The sequence below is a fragment of the Nocardioides allogilvus genome (assembly GCF_003047285.1).
GTDB classification, from domain to species: Bacteria; Actinomycetota; Actinomycetes; order Propionibacteriales; family Nocardioidaceae; genus Nocardioides; species Nocardioides allogilvus.
In genome coordinates this window covers 1-1,424 of record NZ_PZYX01000033.1, presented here as the reverse complement: position 1 = coordinate 1,424, position 1,424 = coordinate 1, and the positions used below count along the sequence as shown (strand labels likewise).

The 1,424-nt window shown below is 67.1% G+C and carries 1 protein-coding gene; it reads right to left on the bottom strand.

From position 1 onward, the window contains the following. Positions 1-50: 50 nt before the first annotated feature. Positions 51-1,298 carry an IS256 family transposase gene (locus C9J87_RS19255; protein WP_107706352.1) on the bottom strand — a complete coding sequence of 416 codons (1,248 nt, stop codon included), beginning with the start codon at positions 1,296-1,298 and terminating at the stop codon, positions 51-53. Positions 1,299-1,424 lie beyond the last annotated feature (126 nt).

Below are 1,424 nucleotides of genomic sequence, written 5' to 3'. Positions count from 1 at the left end.
GGTCAAGTCCCAGGTAGTGGTGTAGCGCTGCGTTCTCCTTCGTTGGTGGTTCAGGCGGTGAGTGCGGGCAGGTCGTGGGCTCCGATCTCGGGTTCGGTGTTGGGGACGAGGTTCATGCGGCATCGGGCGAGGACGTCGAGTCCGAGGTAGCGGCGGCCCTCGGCCCATTCGTCGGTCTGCTCGGCCAGGACGGCGCCGACGAGTCGGACGATCGCGGTGCGGTTGGGGAAGATCCCGACGCTGTCGGTGCGGCGTCGGATCTCGCGGTTCAACCGCTCGGCGGGGTTGTTGGACCAGATCTGGGTCCATACGTCCTTGGGGAAAGCGGTGAAGGCGAGGATGTCTTCCCGGGCGCCGGCGAGGTGCTCGTAGACGTCGGGGAGCTTCTCTTCCACGTAGTCCAGCAGCCGGTCGAACTGGGCGTTCACGGCCGGTGCGTCGGGCTGGTCGTAGACCGAGTGCAGCATCGCCTTGACCGCGGGCCACATCGATTTCGGGGTCACCGACATCAGGTTCGCGGCGTAGTGGGTACGGCAGCGTTGCCAGGAGGATCCGGCCAGGTTCGCGGCGATCGCGTCCTTGAGTCCGGCGTGGGCATCTGAGGTGACGAGCCGGACGCCGCTCAGGCCACGGGCTACGAGGTCGGCGAAGAACTCGTTCCACGCCGGCCCGGTTTCCGAGGTGGCGACGCGCATGCCGAGGACTTCGCGGTGCCCGTCGCCGTTGACGCCGGTCGCGAGCAGCACCACGGCGTTGATCACGCGGCCGCCTTCGCGGACCTTCATCGTGAGCGCGTCGGCGGCCACGAACGTGAACGGGCCGGCAGCATCGAGGGGGCGGTGGCGGAAGTCCTCGACGATGCTGTCGAGGTCGGTGGCCATCCGAGAGACCTGGGACTTCGATAACGAGTCGATGCCCAACTGCTTGACCAGCTTGTCCATCCGCCGGGTGCTGACTCCGGCGAGGTAGCAGTCGGCCACGACGGTGATCAACGCGGACTCGGCACGTTTACGGCGTTCGAGGAGCCACTCGGGGAAGTAGGTCCCGGAGCGCAGTTTCGGGATCGCGACGTCGATGGTCCCGACCCGGGTGTCCAGGTCGCGGTGGCGGTACCCGTTGCGCTGGGCACTGCGGCCCGGTGACGGGCGACCGTACTCGGCGCCAACGACCGCGTCGGCGTCCGCGCAGAGCAGGGCGTTGATGATCGATTGCAGCAGCGAGCGCATCAGATCGGGGCTCGCTTCGGCGAGGGCTTCGCCAAGCAGGCCGGCAGGGTCGACAATGTGTGGAGCGGTCATCGTGTGGTCCTCGAGGATTCGGTAGAAGGTTGACTCGAAGGATCGCGCGGTGGCCGCGTCTGCGTTTGGCGTACACGCCGGTGACGAACTCAGCGACCGCGCTACACCACTATCGGGGACTCAACT